The sequence below is a fragment of the Streptomyces avidinii genome (assembly GCF_014650695.1).
Taxonomy (GTDB): domain Bacteria; phylum Actinomycetota; class Actinomycetes; order Streptomycetales; family Streptomycetaceae; genus Streptomyces; species Streptomyces avidinii.
Genome location: NZ_BMVL01000059.1, coordinates 1 through 975, shown reverse-complemented (window position 1 = coordinate 975; position 975 = coordinate 1). Strand labels below are relative to the sequence as shown.

General features: G+C 64.1%; 1 protein-coding gene. It reads left to right on the top strand.

All coding sequences use genetic code 11. From position 1 onward, the window contains the following. Window positions 1–975, top strand: a 975-nt coding sequence (locus IE257_RS37720) for an MFS transporter (RefSeq protein WP_189974640.1), incomplete at both ends; no start/stop codon positions are given.

Below are 975 nucleotides of genomic sequence, written 5' to 3'. Positions count from 1 at the left end.
CGTGTGTTTCAGGGTCTTGCGACGGCGGCGGTGACGCCGGCGGGTCTGTCGTTGTTGACGACGTCGTTTCCGGAGGGGCCGTTGCGTCAGAAGGCGCTGGGTCTCAATGGTGCGTTGATGTCGGCGGGGTTCACGACGGGCGCGATCCTGGGTGGTGTCCTGACGGATCTGCTGTCGTGGCGGTGGGCGTTCTTCATCAATGTGCCGGTGGCGCTGGCGGTGTTGTTCATTGCTCCTGCGGTGATCAAGGAGTCTCGTCCGTCGGTGCGTCCGAAGTTGGATCTGCCGGGTGCGACGGCGGTCACGCTGGGTCTGCTCGCTTTGATCTACGGGTTGACGCAGGCGGGTGAGCACGGTTGGGGTTCGGGCAGTGCTCTGGGGTGGCTGGCGGCGGGTGTGGTGCTGCTGGTGGTGTTCTATGCGATCGAGTCGAGGAGTGCGGCTCCGTTGGTGCCGGTGTCGGTGCTGAAGAAGAAGACGGTGGCGTGGGGCAATATCGCGGGTCTGATCGCGTTCCTGACGGAGACGAGTCTGGTCTTCCTGATGACGCTCTATCTGCAGGAGGTTCTGGATTTCTCGCCGTTGACTGCGGGTCTGTCGTTCGGTGTGCTGGGTGTGGGCACGGTGATCGGTGGTTCGGTTGCTCCGCGGGTGATCGCGGCGACGAACACCCGCACCACGCTGATCATCGGTGGTGTGTTGCAGGCGGTCGCGACGCTGAGCCTGATCGCTCTGGGTGAGACCTCGTCGAGCATGTGGTTGCTGCTGGTCGCGACGTTCGCGGGTGGTGTGGGGAACATGTTGGTGATCGTCGGGTTCATGGTGACGGCGACGACGGGGTTGCCGGATCACGAGCAGGGCATGGCGACCGGTTTGGCGACGATGACGCAGCAGGTCGGTATCACGATGGGCACGCCGATCATGTCGGCGATCGCGGCGGCCAACACCGATATCCATGCCGGGATCACGACCGCG